Genomic DNA, 14,528 nt, shown 5'->3' with positions numbered 1-14,528 from the left:
CCGTACCGTTCTTCTTACCCCAGGAATAAGCGCAGCAGCGCCATGCTCGCCACGCCGGTCAGCACCGTCCAGATCAGGCTGCGGGTGCGCAGCGCCACCAGCAGGGTGGGTACCACGGCCACCAGGGCCAGATTATGGAATGACAAATCGATCGAACCGTTTGCCAAAAGCACCGATTGGGCCAGCAACGCGGCCAGCACGGCGATGGGCACATAACCCAGCCAACGGATCAGCCATTTTGGTAAATTGAAACGGCTGAGCAGCGCCAGCGGCAGCACGCGCGGAATAAAGGTCACCGCCGCGGAAGCCAGAATGAGCATCAAAATCCAGGGGCGAACGCTCATGCGCTTTTTCCTTCCAACGCCAGGCCAGCGCTGGCGGCCATCAGGGCCGCGATGAGCATGGCCCAACCAGCGGGGATGAGCAGCGAACCGCCTACGGCGACCAGCGCGGCCAACGCCGCGACTACCACCGCCGTGCGCAGCCGCGGATGGTTGGCAATTTGCAGCACCATCAGCGCGGCGAACATGGCGGTGAGCGCATAATCGAGGCCCAGCGAGCCGACGTTCGAGACAGTCTGCCCCAGCAGAGCGCCGAGCGTGGTGGCCGCCACCCAACTAAACTGCGCGGTCAGGTTGATGCCGAACAGCCAGGCCGGATCGGCCGTGCGGCCTTTGGCCAGGAGGCTGGTGGTCAGGGCGAAAGTTTCATCGGTCGTTTCGGCTCCGATGAGGATGTTTTTCCAGAGGGACTGGCGGCCCAGATGCGGCGCCAGGGCCGCGCTGTAAAGCGAATGGCGAATATTGACCAGAAATATGGTCAGAACGATGACAACCAACGGAGAAGCTGCGGCGGCCATGCTGGCGAAAATAAATTGGGCCGAACCCGCGTACAGGAAAGTCGACAGTAAGAAGACTTCCAAAACGCTCAGTCCGGCCGTGCGGCCCACCACGCCGAAAGCCAGACCGATGGCCAGGTAACCCAGCACCACCGGCAGGCAGTCGCGAATGCCCGTCGAGAAGGGTCTGTTTGAAGGATTAATTCGTTCTTCCGTTTCCAATACTCACACCATTAAGGACCTGAATACGGGGGCAGCCGGGAATGGGCTGCCCTGCGGGCCGGCAAATCCGGTAATAAAAGAAAGGGCAATTATAAACAAAATTGCCCTTCTCCAGAAGATTCATTTAGCGTGCAGTCTCAGGTTAAGGCGACGTTCTTCTTCAGATCGTGGTACATGCCCGGAAGCTGCCAGACGCGCAGGGCGGCTTCGATTTGGATGCGGAACGACATCTTCGACTGTCCCCAGCGGCGATCGGCGAAATAAATGGGAATTTCCTGGAACCGATAGCCCAGCAGGGTGGCGACGTAGGCCATTTCAACCTGAAAGACATAACCGTTCGAGCGAATGCGTTCGAGCGGCATACCCTGCAGCGTCTCGCGCTTCCAGATGCGGAAACCGCCGGTGACATCCAGGATGTGCAGGCCCAAAATAGTGCGCGAGTAGAAATTGCCAAAAGCGGAAAGGCCCTTACGCCAGAACGGCCAATTTTCATCCAGCTTGCCGCCGGCGACATACCGCGAACCCAGCACGACATCGCAGCCGGACAGGGTGTGGATCATTTCGGGGATCTTTTCCACGGGATGCGAGAAATCGGCGTCCATCTGCCCAATTGCATCGGCGCCCAGTTCGATGGCGCGTTTGAAACCCTGAATGTAGGCGGAACCCAGTCCCATTTTCCCGGCGCGGTGCAGCACCTGAACGCGTCCGGCAGTCTCGATGCACAATTTGTCGGCAATGGCTCCCGTTCCATCCGGACTGTTATCGTCGACGATCAACAGGTCTACGGCGGCGTCCGGTAGAGCAAATAAAGCGGAGACTATTTTGGGTAGATTCTCCGCTTCGTTATAGGTGGGAATGACAATGATTGTTTTCAAGATAACCTCTGTTGGGCTAGCCTTCCCAACTCTGCCTTCAGTGAGGTCAAACCCTGTTTACCAAAGGCAGAAGCTTGAAGCTGATGTACCTTTAACATTAATCCCTTCTCTTCGAAGCGACCTTTCGTCCGGTCTTCTTCACTATAAAAATAAGCAAAAGATTGCTCGATGTGTTTCCGGATCTTTTCGGTCAGGACCGCGCTTTCGGCCAATGACGTGAGGAGGATGAAATTGGAACGGTCATATTGCCCCACGAAATTGTCCGGTTGGCCATCGACACGCGCCAGTTCCTGGAGCATGCGAGCTGTGGCGCGCAGCAGGTCGTCGGCTGCGACGATGCCGTAGACTTCACGGAAACGATCGATATTTTGTAATGATACCAGAAGAATCGCCTGTTGGCCTTTTTTCAGGCAATTTTCCAACTGCTCCTCCACCAGGTTGGCCTGGGGGAGCTGGGTGACCGGATCGGTGAGAGAGGTGCGCCCGGCGCGATCGATGGCGTTCTGCACCCGCAGGCGCAGTTCCTGGATGTCGAAGGGTTTGGTAATGTAATCATCGGCGCGCAGTTCGAGACCGCGCAGCCGGCTGCTGCGTTCGCGTTTTTCGGTCAGGAAGATGATCGGAATATCCCGTGTGCGGCGGTTTTCGCGCAGGCGCCTGGCGACTTCGAAACCGTCGATATCCGGCAGGCGGATATCGAGGATGACGAGTTGCGGCAGGTTCGTCTGGGCCGCACGGACGCCGTCTTCGCCCCAATTGACGGTCAAGACTTCGTAGCCCTGGCCGCGAAAATAGGCATTGAGCATGTCCGCAATATCCAGATCATCTTCGACGATCAGCAGCGTATTTTTCTCTTCCACGGGAAAAAGTGTCCTAACCGATCGGTTCTTTATAGATGATGAAATCGCAGGCTGGATCCCCCATGGCAATGCATTTGGATTCGTTGACGCGGAATTCGCTGCCGCCCGAAACCCACTTCAGGCTTTCCTGCAACAAACCTGCGGCAATGTAGCAATCCGGTTTATCGCTGTGGCGGCCGTGACAGACCGGGCAGCGGTGAATGGAATAGATAAAATGATCGTCTTTTTCTTCAACCGTGGAGAGTTGGTCGCTGATCTGGCTGAAGATTTTTGCCATGGCGGGCAGTCCGATGCGCAGTTTGGCCTGCAGCGGCAGCACCTTGAAGGCCAGATCGCCCACACCAGCCAGCGCGCCGAAGTTCCGTAATGCGTCGCTGAAGGTGGCGCGACCCGCGCGCAGCGCCAGCCCACGCCCGCCGCGCGGACCATACATTTCTTCCAACGCGCCCATGACGGCGGACAAATCTGCGAAGTCAAATTCCTTCTCGAGGTTATCGGGCGGAAGGTTATCCATCATCGTCGGCAGGTTGGCCAGGTTGAGGATGGCGTTGACACCGTTTCGCCCCATGACATCTTCGAGGGAGAGAATCATGATTCTCCCGAATTTGTTTGGATAATAAAGTCCACTTTTGGGGATGGGTTGCATGATTTTGCGCCTCAGATGAGTTTTGTCAATGCTTCGGCTGCGCGGCGCATGTCCAGAAAAATCAGACCGAGTTTTGCCTGTTCACGAGCCAGAGCAGTCAAAACCGCGTCTTCGCCGACGGACATCAAAACGACGTAACCACTTTCACCCTTAATGTAAACTTGTTCGAGTGAGCCGCGGCCTAATTCGGTGGCGATCCGTTCACCCAACGAGAGCATGGCCGCCGACATCGCCGAAACACGATCTTCTTCCACGCCTTGGGGGAGTGCGGAAGCAATGGTCAGACCGTCGACGCTGACGATCGCGCTTGCTTCGATATCCGGTGAGGAAGCCTGTAGTTCACGCAGGCGCTCAACCATTAACTGAGTTCGTGTCTTCGTCAAGGCTGCACTCCTTATTCTGAGGATAATTTGAGAGATGGAAATCTCGAGGTTTTAATCTTCTTATAAAGAAACTCAGTCTAATTTAGCACAGGGGTAAGGGCATGTCAAGCGAAGGACGGCTCTAAGGGGCGCGATTGTAAAGAGATTGAAAAGCATCCCGACATCGTCATCCGGGGCGGACGGCGGACAGGTTATAATCACATCCATCGATCATTGAAACATCCACACGAGGAGATGAGCATATGAACCATCGCAAAGTTGGCGCCGCCTGGCCTGTTGTTTTGCTGATCTTCAGCGCGATTTTGACCGCCTGCCAGCCGGCCGCGAAGGACGCCACCACCACGGTCCGCGTGGCTCGAATTCCTGTCCTGGATACCCTGCCGCTGTATGTGGCCCAGCAGGAAGGCCTGTTCGAGAAACACAACGTGAAAGTCGAAATTATTCCGGTGGCTTCGGCGCCGGAGCGCGACCAGTTGATCGCCGCCGGCCAGGCCGATGCCATGATCAACGAAGTCCTTTCCACCATGTTCGCCAACAAGCAATCGGTTCAAATGCAAACGGTTCGCTACGCGCGCACGGCCACCGCCACTGCGCCGGTTTTTCGCATTCTGGTCTCCAAGGATTCGGGCATCACCACGCTCGATCAGTTGAAAGGCGTGCCGGTGGGCGTTTCGGATGGGACGATCATCGCTTACCTGACCGAGCGGCTGCTGCAGGCCGAGGGCTTCGCCCCCGACGAGATTCAAACCACCTCGGTGCCCAGCATCACCGACCGCATGGCGTTGTTGAGCAGCGGCCAGTTGAAAGCCGCCATGCTGCCGGATCCGCTTTCGACGCTGGCGGTTCAACAGGGCGCAACCGTGATTCTGGCCGATTCCAGCCACCCCGAATACAGCTTTTCGACCCTGACCTTCAGCAAGGCGTTTTTGGATGCCAATCCGACGACCGTGCGCAATTTTCTGGCGGCCTGGGAAGACGCCGTGGCGCTGATCAACGCCGATGGCAGCCGCTGGACGAGCCTGCTCTCTGATCAAAACCTGGTGCCGGCGCCCCTGCTCGAAAGCTTCAAGGTGCCGCAGTTCGCCACCGCCGGCGTGCCCACCAAAGACCAGTTCCAGGATATGCTGTCCTGGGCCAGGGAAAAAGGTCTGCTCACCCAGGATGTGAGTTATTCGGATTGTGTGGACGGACAATATCTACCCAAATGAGGGCTCTTCGGGAGCGGATCATCCTGGTCTTTTTACCCGGTGAGTGCTGATGATCGAACTGGATCGGGTCACTTTCGGCTATGTCCGCTCTGCGCCCATCTTTCAGGATTTTTCCTGGAAGGCGGGCCGCGGAGAAGCCTGGGCCGTGCTGGGCGCTTCCGGTTGCGGCAAGAGTACGCTGCTCTCTCTGCTGGCCGGATTGGTGTTCCCCTCTTCCGGGCAGGTCTGTATCGACGGCCTGCCCTTAACCCGGCCGCGTCCGCAAACCGGCCTGATCATTCAGGATTATGGGCTTTTACCCTGGTCGACGGTGCGCGAGAATGTCGAACTCGGGCTGCGGGTGCGCAATTTCTACGGCCCGGATGGCACGCATGCTCCGCGTTCGTATGATTCCTCTTTGAATGTGAATCCGTGGTTGGATCGCCTGGGAATTCTGGAAGTGGCCGGGCAATATCCCGGGCAAATCTCGGGCGGCCAGCGCCAGCGCACTGCCATCGCGCGCACGCTGGCGTTGCGGCCGGATCTGCTGTTGATGGACGAACCTTTTTCCTCTCTGGATGCGCCCACCCGCGAGGGCTTGCAGCGTTTGATGCTCGAATTGTGGGCCGAACAGGCCCTGACGATGGTCATCGTCACCCATTCCATCGAGGAGGCGGCCGTGCTGGGCCAGCGGATTTTGCTCTTGAAGAAAGCCCCCAATCGGGTCGCGCATGTGATCGAGAATCCGGGCGCGGCAGATGTGCACTTTCGGGAGAGCGACGCTTACGTTCGCAGGGTGCGGGCGTTGCGCGAGCAGATGGAGGGTGCATGAAACGCCGCGATTTGCTGCTGGCCACCCTGGCGCTGCTGGTGATCTGGGAAATCCTGGCCGTGTTGATTCACCGACAGATCCTGCCAACGCCGCTGGCGGTGCTGGCTACCCTGGGGACCGAATTGCTGCGCGGCAACCTCACGCTTCATTTCCTCGCCAGCCTGTGGCGGGTGCTCGCCAGCACGCTGCTGGCGGTTTTGACCGCCGCGCCGGCAGGCATGCTGCTGGGACAGTCGAAGCGTTTGAACGATTTGTTTTCTCCGGTAATCTATTTGCTGTACCCGATCCCCAAGGTCGTGCTGGTGCCGATTGTTTTGCTTTTCTTCGGCATTGGTGATTTGCCGAAGATCATCATCATCTTCCTGATCCTCTTTTTCCAGATTCTGGTACTGGTGCGTGATTCGGCAGCCGGGTTGCGCCCAGAGCTGATTCAAAGCGTGCGCAGTCTGGGCGCCGGACGACGGGCATTGTTCCGCTTCGTCTACCTGCCCGCCAGCCTGCCGGCGGTTCTGACCGCGCTGCGCCAGTCGGTGGGTACGGCGGTGGCGGTGCTGTACGTGGCCGAGCTCTTTGCCACCCAACGCGGGCTGGGGTATTACATCTATCTCAACGGCAGCACGTTGTTCAACTACCCGGCCATGTACGGCGGGGTGGTGATGATGAGCCTGCTGGGATTGGGGCTGTATTTCGGGGTGGATTTACTGGAACGCCGCCTGTGCCCCTGGAAAACAAAGTCTTGAAGTGGGTTTCAGGCGTGAAGAAGTCGACCACGAAAAACGCGAAACACGCGAAAAAAAGAAGCAAAAATTACTGGCAGGGAAAAGAAGGTGAGGATAAAAAAGATGCCGCGTCGGTCTGACGCGGCATCTTGGTGAACCATGATATTAGAGCGGCAGCAGGCGCGACAGGATCACACCGGCCGCATAGGTGAAGCTGAAAAGCAAAGTGAGCTGGCCGGTTCGCGCCAGCGCCCGGTTGAGCGGTTTGCCGGAATTCTTATTGACATACTGGATCAGCTCGATTGCCATGGGCAGGGTCAGGAACGGCAGGAGCATCCACCACGAATCGACTTTGGAAAGCGTGAGCAGCAGCGGAACCAGGTAGGCCAGCAGCACCAGGAGCATAAATTCCTGGCGGGCGCCCTGTTCACCCAGCCGCACGGCCAGGGTTGTCTTTCCGGTGGCGCGGTCCGTGGGCAGATCGCGCAGGTTGTTGACCGCCAGGATGGCCACGATGAGCAGCCCGACCGGGACGGATCCGATGATGGCATGGATGCTCACCCGAACCGCCTGCACGTAGTAGGTGCCGACCACTGCCGCCAGACCAAAAAAGAGAAAGACGAACAGTTCGCCCAATCCGCGGTAGCCGTATGGGAATGGGCCGCCCGTGTAGAGGATGGCGGCAGCAATGGAAAGCAGGCCGATGGCGATCACCGGCCAACCCGAGGCCAGGGTCAGGTAGACGCCGACCAGGGCAGCCAGGCTAAACATGGTCCACATGCCGGCTTTTACTTCCGCGGGCGAGAGCATGCCGGAGAGGGTCACACGCGTGGGCCCCATGCGTTCGGTCGTATCGGCGCCTTTTTGATAATCGAAGACATCGTTGGCAAAATTGGCGCCGATTTGGAGCAGCAACGCCCCGGCCAGCGCGCCCAATGCGGGCAATAGCCGGAAAGTGGATTCTTGAAAGGCAATCGCGGCGCCGATGATGACCGGCGCCGCGGCTGCCGGCAGGGTACGCGGACGGGCGGCGAGAAGCCAGACTTTGAATTTTGGGATGGGTTTCGCAGAGATTTCCATTTGGGCGACTCCGACAAATACGCGTAAAGTATACCGCTGTTTGGATTCCGTTTGTTTAGGTTGACTTTGCGTGCTCTTAACAATTACCGGGTGCAAGGATTAAATAGAACGTTGACCGCGTGTGTGCAGAAATGGCTGAAGTGGATTACAATGGGTGGGCGTAAAAACCAGAACGGCGATCGATGACCGCGCGCTTAAGAGAGGATTTTGATGCGAAGATTGAACTTGCTGCTGGGAATTGTGCTGGCGCTGGTCGGTTTATCCGTGTGGATCAAACCGGCGGCGGCGCAATCCGGCCCGGCAGATGAAACATTTATGGGTGATCCTTTATGTCTGCCGGAGGCCTATTCGCAAAATGGCAGCAACTGCCTTTCGATGGGCCCTTCCCAGACGGTTACGCAATTGGACCAACAGGGTCTGTCGATCCCGCTGCGCCCGCTGCCTGCGACCCACCCGGATCCCGGCCTGACCACGGTGGATATCGGTTTTGCCAGGATCAACCTGGAAAACAGCGAACCGGCCCCGGTGTATGCCACGCTCGAGGATGCAGTTGCACAATCGAATCCAACCCGGTACATGGAACCGGGATTCTTGCGCTACGTCTCGTACATCAACTCGCAGGACGTGGATGACAGGACCTTCGTCCAGCTTTCCACGGGCGAGTGGGTGCGCGCCGGCCGCGGACGCTATTCCACCTTCCAGGGCCTGGAATTTCGTTCCACACCGCGCAACAATTTCGGCTGGATCATCGACATGGCGGATGTGCGCAGCGGACCGGGCTACGCAGCCCCTGAAACCGGCATCAGCCTGCCGCGTGAAACGGTCGTGCAGGTGTACGAAATCGTGGAGCAGGACGGTACGAAATGGTACCGCATCGGACTCAGCCAGTGGGTCGAACGGCGCTACATTCGGATCGTAACCGTCAACACGCAGGCGCCCGAGGGCGTGGATAACAACCGCTGGATCGAAGTCAATCTCTACGAAGAAACGCTATCGGTGTACGATAACGGCCAACTCAAATTTGCAACGCTGATCACCAGCGGGCAGGAGCCATTCTACACACGTCCGGGCCTGTTCCATATCTACAAGAAGCTGGAACGCGAAACCATGCGCGGCGCGTTCGAAAGCGACCGCTCGGATTATTATTACCTGCAGGATGTGCCCTGGACCATGTATTATGACGAGGCCCGCGCGCTGCACGGCGCCTACTGGCGGGCCGTGTTTGGTTACCCGGGCTCGCACGGCTGCGTGAATCTTTCGATTGGCGACGCCCATTACCTGTTCAACTGGGCCAATGAAGGCGATTGGGTGTACGTCTGGGATCCATCCGGGCAAACGCCCACCGATCCGGCTGCCTATGGCGCCGGCGGAGCTTGAAAAAAACGCGGACGGTGAATTCACCGCCCGCGACTTTTTAGACTCTAGGGTTGTAACGTCAATTCGAGGCTGGTCAGCGCCACCGTGCCGGGGATGCGGCCGGTGCTTTCCTGACGCAACACCAGGCGGGCATCCGTCTGCTGGCTGACTGTGTAGGGAATGGCGACGTCGAATGGGGTATGGCTGAGGTCGCCGGTCGGGAAGACCAGGTCCAGAGAGGTCGAACCCACGACATTGCCCTGCTCATCCACCAGCTCGAGGATGAGCGGATTCTCGTTGACCGGGCGCACCAGGGCCGTCACCTGCAGGACCCCGCCGCTGATGACCTGGCCTTCCAGCGGCGCGCGTACGATGTAGGCCGCACGCGAATAGCCGGACTGAAAGATCTGATCGTCGCCCATCTGAATCAGGATGAGATCGGTGGAGGTCAAGGCAGAAATGCGGTTGAACTGGTCGCGGGTGCTGATGACCAACCGGGCCAATTCGGCGGGCGCCTGAAGTTCGAAGGTGATCTCCGGCGCGATGGAAATGCTGCGGCCGGTGTAAGCGCTGAAATTCAAACGGGTTTGAAACAGGTCGCGGCCATCTTCGCCGATCAGTTCAACCCACACCATGCCGTCCGCGCCCGTCATGGCGCTGGCGTTGATGGTCAGCGGCGATTTGACCTTCGAGAACAGACCCGGGCGGTGGATGAACATCACGGCTTCCGGTGGTTGGGGAGTGGGCGTGATGGTCGGTGTCCGCCGCCGCCAGGGGGTCTTGGTCGGGGTGGGACCGTCTGTCGGGGGCAATATTTCAGCCGGCGGGACCGTGGCCTGAGGGGTGGCGGTTTCCGCGACGGCCGGATCCGGATTGGACGGATCTTCCGGAATGGATGTGGAGCTGGAAATTTCATCCGTTGCCTGGGGCAGATACCCGGCGTTTTGGGTCTGGGCCGCGATTTCCGTCCGCAGGGCCGGCGGGGTGAGCAAGGGCGCCCCCTGCCGGTTGGCGTTGCAGCCGGCAACCAGCACCAGCCCGGCCGTGATGAGGAGGATCCAGCCGCTTTTTCGAAGGATTGAGGATGGTTTCATGGGTTCAGTCTACTTCCGGCGCAACCCGGGTCATCAGGGTGCGCATGGCGCGCTCCCGTTCGGCCTGGCTTTGAGCGAGAAAATGGATCAAGGCGTAATTCATTCCGGCATCGCGATAAGCGCGGATCTGCGCGGCGACCTGGGCGGGATTGCCGGAAAGCGGTGTGGCTGGGTCAGGTGAATCGCCGAAGCTCAGGCTCAAACGCAGGCAGACGGTGAAGGGCCTGCCCGCGGCGATGAAGGGGCGCATGGGCTGCAGCAGGCTCGCCAGATTCTCCGGCGAGGTGTGATTGGGATGCCAGCCGTCGGCCAGCCGAAAGGCGCGTCGGGCCGCGGCGGGTGAATCACCCGCCACCCATAGGGGCGGACCGCCGGGTTGAATGGGCGCGGGCGCAAAATCGATATCTTGAAAGTTGTAATACTCTCCCTGAAAAGACACCGTCCGGCTGCCGCGCCATAAGGAGCGCAGCACCCGGATCGATTCATCCATGCGCCGGCCGCGGTTCGAAAAATCGCTCCCCAGGGCTTCATATTCGCCGCGCGACCACCCCACCCCACAGGCCAGCATGGCGCGCCCGCCGGATAAGACGTCCAGCGTGGCCATCTGGCGGGCCACTTCTAACGGATTGCGCTGCGGCAGCACCAGGGAGGACACGCCCAGGCGTATTCGAGAGGTCAAGCCCGCCAGGTAGGCCAGCGTGGTGATCGATTCGAGCAGGGGACTGAAGCGTTCCGCATCGGCTTTGGGAAGCGCGATGTGATCGGTCGTCCAGACGGAATCGAAGCCCATTCCTTCCGCCGCCAGGGTGGTATCCACCGTGGCCAGGCGTCCGGAATGGGCTCCATAAGAGGGTAACACGACACCAAATTTCATCATTTTTGCATCGCCAGCACGCGGTCGATGGCCTGGCTGAGCTCATCGAAGTCGACCGGTTTGGAAAGATAACCATTTGCACCGGCGGCCATGGAGGAGGGTTGTCCCACGGCCGTTTCCGTGGCCGACAATACCAGTACCGGTATATGCCGGGTGTCGGCCTGATTCCGCAGCGCGCGGATCAGAGTTACCCCATCCATTTCATGCATATTCATGTCTACGACGATGACATTCGGTTGCTTTTCACATGCCAGCGCGATGGACCGCTTGGGAGATGGACAGATCAACACCTCGTAGCCCAGCAACAGCGAGGTTTTCTCCAACAATTTCAGCGACATCGCGTCATCATCGACATAGAGGACCAGGGTCATACTTCACCTTGGATCAGAGCTGGTAAATCTCTCCATACTTGGTCTGGAGATAGCGGATGTAAGGCTGCGGATTGATCCTGGACCCGGTTATTTTCTGCACCAGTTCCTGGGGTTCGTACTTGGAACCGTAAACGTGGACGTTCTTGCGCAGCCAGGCCAGGAGTTGGCTGAATTCGCCGCGGGCGAGCTGATCATCCAGATTGGGAAGATCGCGCTGGATGCATTCCCACAACTGGACCGAAACCAGGTTCCCCAGAGCGTAGGTGGGGAAATAACCGAACATTCCGCCGGCCCAGTGGACGTCCTGCAAAACCCCGACTTTGTTGTTGGGCGGGGTGATGCCCAGATACTCATGCATGCGTTCATTCCAGGCTTCGGGCAGGTCTTTGACATCCAGACTGCCTTCGATGAGCGCAATTTCCAGCTCCAGGCGCAGCATGATGTGCAGGTTATAGGTGGCTTCGTCGGACTCGGTGCGAATGAACGAAGGCTCCACTTTGTTGATGCCTTTGTAGAAGGTCATCAAATCGACGTTGCCGAGGATTTCGGGAAAAGTCCGCTGAAATTTCGGGTAGAAATATTTCCAGAAAGGCAGCGAACGTCCAACCAGATTTTCCCACAGGCGGGATTGGGACTCGTGAATGGCCATCGATGCGCCTCCGCTGAGGGGGGTGCGCCGGTAGGCCGGGTTGACGCCCTGTTCGTACAAGGCGTGCCCGCACTCATGCATGGTGCTGAAGAGCGCCGAACCGCCGTATTCCGGCTCGAACCGGGTGGTGATGCGGACGTCGCCGGTGCCAAAGGCAATGGTAAAAGGATGCGCCGATCGATCCTGGCGGCCGCGTTTCCAGTCGTAGCCAAAGCGGGTGATGACATCCACGCCGAAATGCCATTGTTTTTCCTCGTCGAATTTCTGGCGCAGGAAGTTGTCATTGACCTGGGGGCGCTCATGAATGGCTTGCAAAAGGGCCACCTGCTGCGGGCGCAGCACGTTGAAGATGGCCTGAACATCCGCCGTCTTCAAACCGGGCTCGTAATCGTCCAGGAGAGGGTCGTAGATATGATCATACGGTGTAAACAGCCCGGCGTATTCCTGGCGCAGTTCGATGATTTTCTTCAGATGGGGCATGAAGAGGGCATAATTGTTCTCAGCGCGGGCGCGGGCCCACACGCTCTGGGCCACCGTCGTGACGCGTGCGAACTCGGCCACCTTCTCACTGGGGACGCGGGTATTCTTCTCGTAATTATGGCGGGTCACCTTGATGAGGCGGGCTTCGTCTGAATCGGGATTGAGTTGGTCGATACCGGTAGAAAGGTCGTCGAGCAATTTGCCGACTTCTTCCGAGGTGAAGCGCGTATGTGCCAGACCCGAAAGCGTCGCCAGCGCGTCGCCACGGTCTTCCGATCCGCCTTCCGGCATGTAGGTCTGCTGGTCCCAGCTCAAAACGCTGGTGGCGGCGGACAGGTCGGCGACTTCGTTGAGGATTTTTTTCAATTGATCGAGTTGAGGTTGCATCGAGAGCAGTCCTTTTAGAAAAAATGAACCTGACGATGCCTTGCCAGAAATTTGTTTTGGCAAGGATAAGAGCTATTTTATTCCAAATCGATCCCGGTATGCAAATTTTTAGGCCGGCCGGGGAGATAGCACAATTATAAGGTAAAAAAAACGGGCGGCATTTGCCGCCCGCCTTCTTTCAGATCGAGAACTTGGTGACTCAGGCTACTTTCCAGCGCAAGGTTTCGCCCTTGAGTGCAGCCACGACTTCGGTGGCGATGTCATGGGCAGCCCGACCCTGGGCTTCCATGGTTTGCGCGCCGACGTGCGGCGTGCAGACGACGTGCGGGTGGCTGACCAGGGCGGTCAGGCCGGGCGGTTCAGCCGTGAAAACATCCAGGCCGGCCGCGGCAACCTTGCCGGTTTCGAGCGCATGCAGCAGGGCATCCTCGTCGATCACACCGCCGCGCGCAGCGCAGACAATGCGCACGCCGTCTTTCATCTTGGCGAAGGCGTCTGCGTTGAGCATTCCGCGGCTATCGGGAGTCAGCGGAATGTGCATGGTGATGATGTCGGATTTGGCGAGCAGTTCATCGAAGGTCGCCGGCGTTCCGCCGCGCTTCTGAATTTCGTCCGCCGGGATCAACGGGTCGTAACCCAGGACGTCCATTTCGAAGGCTTTGGCGCGGTTCGCTACGGCCACGCCGATGCGGCCGAAACCGATCACACCCAGGGTCTTCTTGTAGAGCTCACTGCCTTCGAATTCTTTCTTCAGCCATTTGCCTTCCTTCATGGTGGCGTCGGCGCGCGGGATATCACGCACCACCGACAGCATGAGGCCCATCGTCAATTCGGCGACGGAGACAGTGGTAGCCAACGGCGAATTGACCACGGTGACTTTGGCTTCTTTGGCGGCTTTCAAATCGATGTTGTCCACACCAACGCCGGCGCGACCGACCACCTTGAGATTCTTGGCGGCAGCGAACACCGCCGGGGTGACCTTGGTGCGACCGCGTACGATCAGGGCATCGTAATCGCCCACGATTTGAAGGAGGTCGTCTGCCGAAATGCCCTTCTTATCGGCAACTTCGGCCGAGGCGCGTAAAATGGCGATCCCATTTTCTTCGAGTCCATCCGTCAACAGGACTTTCCATGCACTCATACCAATGTCTCCTTATCGTTTCACTTGGTTTGGGTTTCTTGTGGGGTACCTTCCCCCTCACAGCGGTGTTCGGGTACTTCTTCGGGGTGACTGGCTTCGTATTCCAGCCGGCGCAGCACGGCCAGACAGGCTTCATCCTCGGGGGTTGGCCGGTATTGGGTCGTAAACCAGGCTTCGATGATCTCCTGCGCCAGGGCTTCGGTGGTGGTGCGCAGCGAAAGACACAGCAGATTGGCGTCGTTCCATTGGCGTGCCCCGCGCGCGGTTTCCGCGTCTCCGCACAGGGCGGCCCGGATGCCGGGTACCTTGTTGGCGGCCATGCTGACGCCGGTCCCAGTCCAACAAAAAAGGATGCCCTCATCGGCTGCCCCGCCGGCCACATCATGCGCCACGCAGGCGGCCACTTCCGGCCAGGGAACGCTGGATCGTCCGGTTGGGCCGTAGAAGATCACGCGGTGTCCATCGCGTTTGAGCAGTTTCAGCACCGCATCGACAACGGGTTTGCGTTCATCTGCGCCCACCGAAAGCCTCATC

17 protein-coding genes are annotated in these 14,528 nt (G+C 58.7%); 4 read left to right on the top strand and 13 right to left on the bottom strand.

The genetic code is table 11. From position 1 onward, the window contains the following. Positions 1-14: 14 nt before the first annotated feature. The 6 genes from LARV_RS16965 to LARV_RS16940 all read right to left on the bottom strand — a co-directional run bounded on the left by LARV_RS16965 (position 15) and on the right by LARV_RS16940 (position 3,800). Positions 15-344: an AzlD domain-containing protein gene (locus LARV_RS16965; protein ID WP_075074756.1), complete on the bottom strand. Its 330-nt coding sequence runs from the start codon at positions 342-344 to the stop codon at positions 15-17. Then, positions 341-1,060, bottom strand: a complete 720-nt coding sequence (locus LARV_RS16960) for an AzlC family ABC transporter permease (RefSeq protein ID WP_075074755.1) — start codon at positions 1,058-1,060, stop codon at positions 341-343. The genes LARV_RS16965 and LARV_RS16960 overlap by 4 nt, the downstream gene beginning before the upstream one ends. Positions 1,061-1,197: 137 nt before the next feature. Continuing rightward, entirely contained in the window at positions 1,198-1,935 is a 738-nt protein-coding gene (locus tag LARV_RS16955; RefSeq protein ID WP_083522656.1) for a polyprenol monophosphomannose synthase, read from the bottom strand. Next, positions 1,932-2,795 carry a response regulator gene (locus LARV_RS16950; RefSeq protein WP_075074753.1) on the bottom strand — a complete coding sequence of 288 codons (864 nt, stop codon included), beginning with the start codon at positions 2,793-2,795 and terminating at the stop codon, positions 1,932-1,934. Before LARV_RS16950 ends, LARV_RS16955 begins: the two co-directional genes overlap by 4 nt. A 13-nt stretch (positions 2,796-2,808) precedes the next feature. Next, positions 2,809-3,387 carry a V4R domain-containing protein gene (locus tag LARV_RS16945; RefSeq protein ID WP_236710003.1) on the bottom strand — a complete coding sequence of 193 codons (579 nt, stop codon included), beginning with the start codon at positions 3,385-3,387 and terminating at the stop codon, positions 2,809-2,811. A 65-nt stretch (positions 3,388-3,452) separates the two neighbouring features. Further along, positions 3,453-3,800 carry a roadblock/LC7 domain-containing protein gene (locus LARV_RS16940; RefSeq protein WP_075074751.1) on the bottom strand — a complete coding sequence of 116 codons (348 nt, stop codon included), beginning with the start codon at positions 3,798-3,800 and terminating at the stop codon, positions 3,453-3,455. Between the two features lie 266 nt (positions 3,801-4,066). On the opposite strand from LARV_RS16940, the gene LARV_RS16935 reads away from it, so the two are divergent. The 3 genes from LARV_RS16935 to LARV_RS16925 are packed head-to-tail and all read left to right on the top strand — an operon-like array spanning position 4,067 to position 6,583. Next, positions 4,067-5,032 (top strand): ABC transporter substrate-binding protein, encoded by a 966-nt coding sequence (locus LARV_RS16935; RefSeq protein WP_075074750.1) that lies wholly within the window; start codon positions 4,067-4,069, stop codon positions 5,030-5,032. 49 nt (positions 5,033-5,081) lie between these two features. Beyond that, positions 5,082-5,843, top strand: coding sequence for an ABC transporter ATP-binding protein (locus LARV_RS16930; RefSeq protein ID WP_075074749.1), 762 nt, complete (start codon positions 5,082-5,084; stop codon positions 5,841-5,843). Next, complete coding sequence (locus LARV_RS16925) at positions 5,840-6,583, top strand: ABC transporter permease (protein WP_075074748.1); 744 nt, start codon at positions 5,840-5,842, stop codon at positions 6,581-6,583. The genes LARV_RS16930 and LARV_RS16925 overlap by 4 nt, the downstream gene beginning before the upstream one ends. Positions 6,584-6,727: 144 nt before the next feature. Here LARV_RS16925 and LARV_RS16920 read toward each other — a convergent pair whose 3' ends face one another. Then, the gene (locus tag LARV_RS16920) at positions 6,728-7,642 is read right to left on the bottom strand and encodes a 1,4-dihydroxy-2-naphthoate polyprenyltransferase (RefSeq protein WP_075074747.1); all 915 of its coding nucleotides are present in this window, start codon (positions 7,640-7,642) and stop codon (positions 6,728-6,730) included. A 210-nt stretch (positions 7,643-7,852) separates the two neighbouring features. On the opposite strand from LARV_RS16920, the gene LARV_RS16915 reads away from it, so the two are divergent. Then, positions 7,853-9,019 (top strand): L,D-transpeptidase, encoded by a 1,167-nt coding sequence (locus LARV_RS16915; protein ID WP_075074746.1) that lies wholly within the window; start codon positions 7,853-7,855, stop codon positions 9,017-9,019. A 44-nt stretch (positions 9,020-9,063) separates the two neighbouring features. Here the strand turns inward: LARV_RS16915 and LARV_RS16910 are convergent, their stop codons facing one another. The 6 genes from LARV_RS16910 to LARV_RS16885 all read right to left on the bottom strand — a co-directional run bounded on the left by LARV_RS16910 (position 9,064) and on the right by LARV_RS16885 (position 14,527). After that, complete coding sequence (locus LARV_RS16910) at positions 9,064-10,092, bottom strand: hypothetical protein (RefSeq protein ID WP_075074745.1); 1,029 nt, start codon at positions 10,090-10,092, stop codon at positions 9,064-9,066. 4 nt (positions 10,093-10,096) lie between these two features. Then, complete coding sequence (locus LARV_RS16905; RefSeq protein ID WP_075074744.1) at positions 10,097-10,969, bottom strand: TIGR03619 family F420-dependent LLM class oxidoreductase; 873 nt, start codon at positions 10,967-10,969, stop codon at positions 10,097-10,099. Continuing rightward, on the bottom strand, positions 10,966-11,337 hold the full coding sequence (locus LARV_RS16900) for a response regulator (RefSeq protein ID WP_075074743.1): 372 nt from the start codon (positions 11,335-11,337) through the stop codon (positions 10,966-10,968). Before LARV_RS16900 ends, LARV_RS16905 begins: the two co-directional genes overlap by 4 nt. Positions 11,338-11,350: 13 nt before the next feature. After that, entirely contained in the window at positions 11,351-12,853 is a 1,503-nt protein-coding gene (locus tag LARV_RS16895; RefSeq protein ID WP_075074742.1) for a carboxypeptidase M32, read from the bottom strand. 199 nt (positions 12,854-13,052) lie between these two features. Further along, entirely contained in the window at positions 13,053-13,994 is a 942-nt protein-coding gene (locus LARV_RS16890) for a hydroxyacid dehydrogenase (RefSeq protein ID WP_075074741.1), read from the bottom strand. Between the two features lie 20 nt (positions 13,995-14,014). After that, positions 14,015-14,527 carry an RpiB/LacA/LacB family sugar-phosphate isomerase gene (locus LARV_RS16885; RefSeq protein ID WP_075074740.1) on the bottom strand — a complete coding sequence of 171 codons (513 nt, stop codon included), beginning with the start codon at positions 14,525-14,527 and terminating at the stop codon, positions 14,015-14,017. Position 14,528 lies beyond the last annotated feature (1 nt).

Origin of the sequence: Longilinea arvoryzae (assembly GCF_001050235.1) — a bacterium.
Classification (GTDB): Bacteria; Chloroflexota; Anaerolineae; order Anaerolineales; family Anaerolineaceae; genus Longilinea; species Longilinea arvoryzae.
This window is presented reverse-complemented; position numbering and strand designations above follow the sequence as displayed.